At 71.2% G+C, this 3,586-nt stretch carries 3 protein-coding genes; all 3 read left to right on the top strand.

The features are described 5' to 3' along the window. The coding region (locus tag AC08ON_RS13830) for a 4-hydroxyphenylacetate 3-hydroxylase N-terminal domain-containing protein (RefSeq protein WP_476617112.1) at positions 1–1,129 on the top strand (1,129 nt) is incomplete at its 5' end. A gap of 208 nt (positions 1,130–1,337) precedes the next feature. After that, complete coding sequence (locus AC08ON_RS13825; RefSeq protein ID WP_476607901.1) at positions 1,338–2,267, top strand: response regulator transcription factor; 930 nt, start codon at positions 1,338–1,340, stop codon at positions 2,265–2,267. A 445-nt stretch (positions 2,268–2,712) separates the two neighbouring features. After that, the gene (locus tag AC08ON_RS13820) at positions 2,713–3,582 is read left to right on the top strand and encodes a helix-turn-helix transcriptional regulator (RefSeq protein WP_476617111.1); all 870 of its coding nucleotides are present in this window, start codon (positions 2,713–2,715) and stop codon (positions 3,580–3,582) included. Positions 3,583–3,586 lie beyond the last annotated feature (4 nt).

The following is a 3,586-nucleotide window of genomic DNA, read 5'->3' as shown; positions in this document are numbered from 1 at the left end:
CCGGTCGCCGTCGTTCATGGCGAACGTGGCGGTGGGTCTGCTCGACTTCCGGGACCATCTGGAGCGCAACCAGGCCGGCTTCGGCGCCAACGCGGTGGCCTTCTACCGGCACTGTGCGGCCAATGACCTGGTCCTCGGCCACGCTTTGGGCGACCCGCAGATCGACCGGACCACCAGCCCCGTGGACGATCCCGATCTCGCGCTGCGCATCATCGCCGAGCGGGACGACGGCGTCGTCGTCCGGGGCGCCAAGCAGCTCACGACGCTGGCCCCACTGGCCCACGAGGTGCTCGTGTACCTCTCGGCGAGCTTCGCGCAGCGCGAGGCCGAGCAGTTCGTGATCTGGTTCGGCCTGCCGCTGGCTACCCCAGGCGTGAAGATCCTCTGTCGGGAGCCGCTGGGGGCCCGGCCGTACGGGCACGCCCACGCGCTCGCGTCCCGGTTCGACGAGCAGGACGCCATGCTGTTCTTCGACGACGTGCTGGTTCCGTGGGACCGGGTGTTCTTGCTGCGCGACGGCAACCTCGCCCGGGTCGGACTCGGACGGATCAACGCCTGGAGTGCGGCCGCCGGCCACATCCGCTACCAGGAACGGCTGCGGACCTTGCTCGCCGTCGGCACGCTGCTCGCCGACGCGATCGGAGCCTCGGGGCTGCGTCACGTCCAGGAGGACCTCGGGGAGTTGGCGAGCTACGTCGACCTCGTCGGGTACTTTCTCGACGCGGGGGAGGCCCGGGTCGAGACGACGGACGGCGGCCTGCTCGCGCCGGGTAACACCGACGCGAGCCGCGTGTGGTCGGCGCAGGTCGCCGGCCGGGCGGTGGAGATCGTGCGGCGGATCGGCTCGTCGGGTGTCCTCATGCAGCCCAGCGAGCGTGACCTCGCCGCCGCCGACCTGCGGCCCTGTCTTGATCGGTACATGCGGGGCGCGAACCTCCCGGTCGAGGAGAAGTCACGGCTGTTCCGGCTGGCCTGGGAGCTCACGGCGGACAGCTTCGGGCAGCGTCAGGACCTCTATGAGTTCGTCCACCGCGGGGACATCACCCGCAACCGGATCAACCTGCTCCGCCGGGATGACCTGGGACCTGTCACCGACCAGATCCGGGAGCTGATCACCCGTCCGCTCTGAGGCCTGACGGCAGGTGGCTGTCGGACCGGTGGCTGTCGGACCGGGCGGAGGGGTCCGGGGACGGCGTGCGCGGAGGGTGTTAGCGATACCACCGCCTACCTGGTTGAGCTACCCGAAGGTGCCTACGGTCAGGCCAGCCCCCTGCACGCGGGACGGCGGGGTGATACCGCCGGCCCGCGTGCGCTCCTCGTGGTAAGGACCCGGAGTCATGACGATCGGAGCCGCCTCGCCCCCTCCCGTCCGTGCCGAGGTCTCCGGGTCCTCCGCGTGCTCTGCGTCCTCCGGGTCCTCCGCGTCCTCCGGGGGTCCGCCGCAGGTCAGGGTTCCGGCCTGTCCCGGGGTTCCCGTTCGCGCCGAGGCGTCCGCGCAGCCCGAGTGTCCCGCGTACGCCAAGGATCTCACGCCCACGGAAATCGACGGCGGCGTGTCGGTGTTTCTGCTGCACGCCCATCCGGTGACCGGGGCGGGGCTGCACCTGCTGCTCTCGACGATCTGCCGGCTCGACGTCGTCGGCCGCGGCCATCGGCTGGATGCCGCGCTGCCGCAGATCCGCCGCTCGCGTCCCCGGGTCCTGCTGCTCGGGCTCGCGGGGGATCTCGCGACCGACCTCGCGGCGGTGCGCCGGCTGCGCGTGGAGGCCGATCGGATCCCCACCACGCGCGTTCTGCTGTTGCGGCCGCTGGCCACCTGCGCCGAACTGACCCAGATCCTCACCACCGGGGCGTCGGGGGCGGTGCTGCCGGACACCCCGCCTGCAGACCTCGCCCACGCGGTCACCATCGCCGCGCTCGGCGGCGTGGTCTTCCTGCCCGCGCCGCCGCCGACGGGGGTGCCGGGGCCGCCGGTCCAGGCCGAACTGCCACCGCAGGCCCTCGGGCTGACCTCCCGGGAACGCGCGGTGCTCGGCCAACTCGCCCGCGGTCTGTCGAACGCGGAGATCGCTTGCGAGCTCGCCCTGGCCGAGGCAACGGTCAAGCGATACCTCACCGGTGCGATGCGCAAGATCGGCCAGTCGGACCGGCTACGCGCTGGCCTCTACGCCTATCGGCACGGACTGCTGGACGGTCCGCATGCGGGCTGGACGGGCCGTGGGCGCGGATCGGCGCCGGACCGGGCGCCGGACCGGATGATCGAATGATCGGGGTGGCCGTGGGCGCCATGGCGGGATGAACACGTTCCGCGAGTCGGTGTTTTCGATGACCCGGATTCCGGATGATCATCACATATCTATATACTTGCGGTTATCGATAGGTTGCTTCGGGTATCGAAATTCGCGCTGACGTTATTCGATCATGTAAATGGCACGATCTCTCCGGGTAAGCGCCGGACATGGCCGCCGGGCGATGCCACCATGGGGCTGTGTCCTCTTGCGTTGGACGATCCGCTCGGCCGTTTCGGCCTGCGCTGATCCGGCGGCGGTGGCTGGATTTCAGCTATCACATGGGTGACTGCTGTTAGGCGTTGTTGGCGGCTGAGGGTAGTAGCAGTCCTGCTGACCGCGTGTCCCTGTGTCGATGCTGTCCCGCCCACCGGATGTGCCGGATCGGGGGTGTCGACCAGGCCGCCCGATCCGACTGGAACCGATGAGCGACGACGCCCGCCAGCGTGAGCTTGGATTCTTTCTTCGTGCCCACCGTGAGCGCCTGCGACCCGAGGACGTCGGGTTGCCTGCCACACCTCGCCGCCGCACCCCGGGGCTGCGCCGGGAGGAGGTCGCCGCGCTCTCCGGCCTCGGCCTCGCCTGGTACACCTGGCTGGAACAAGGCCGGGTCGCCGCCTCCCGGCAGGTCCTTGAGGCCGTCGCCCGGGCTCTGCGGCTCGACGACGACGGTCGTCGCCACGCCTTGGCGCTCGCCGGCCTGCACACGCCGCCAGCGGACCGCCACCACACCCTCGTCAAGGCGCTGCGTTCGGTGCTGGACAACTGGCCGAACTGTCCGGCGTTGCTGCTCGACCGGCGCTTCGACGTCACCGCCTGGAACGACGCCTACACCGCCCTGTGGGGGGATCCCGCCGACGTGCCCGAGCCCCAGCGCAACCTGCTGTGGCTGCTGGTGGCGCAGCCCCGGACCCGGGACGGGATGGGCGGGTCCGAGGACGTGGCCAAGGACCTGCTCGCCCAGTTCCGCGCCCAGATCGGTCATCATCCCGACGACCAGCGCGGCCGCGCCGTGCTGGAGCTGCTCGAACAGGCACGCCCCGAGCTGCGTGCCTGGTGGCAGTGCCGGTCCGTGCGCGTGTTCACGGGCCGCACGGTCAGCGCGGCCACGCCGCTCGGCGACATCTCGCTGATGCTGTCGGTGCTGCGACCGGGTGACGATCCGGAGTCCACCATCTGGCTCCAGACGCCCGCGACGCCCGCGGACCGGGAGGTGCTCACCCGGCTGGCGGGCGAGACGCCGGGCGCGGCGGGGCGCCCGGACCCCGCCGCGCGGCAGCGGCTCTCGGCCTAATGAG

It is taken from the genome of Frankia sp. CoWAU3 (assembly GCF_977971855.1).
This window is presented reverse-complemented; position numbering and strand designations above follow the sequence as displayed.

Coding starts and splice junctions, on each gene's coding strand:
- AC08ON_RS13825 (WP_476607901.1), top strand. CDS start 1,338: ATGACGATCGGAGCCGCCTCGCCCCCTCCCGTCCGTGCCGAGGTCTCC.
- AC08ON_RS13820 (WP_476617111.1), top strand. CDS start 2,713: ATGAGCGACGACGCCCGCCAGCGTGAGCTTGGATTCTTTCTTCGTGCC.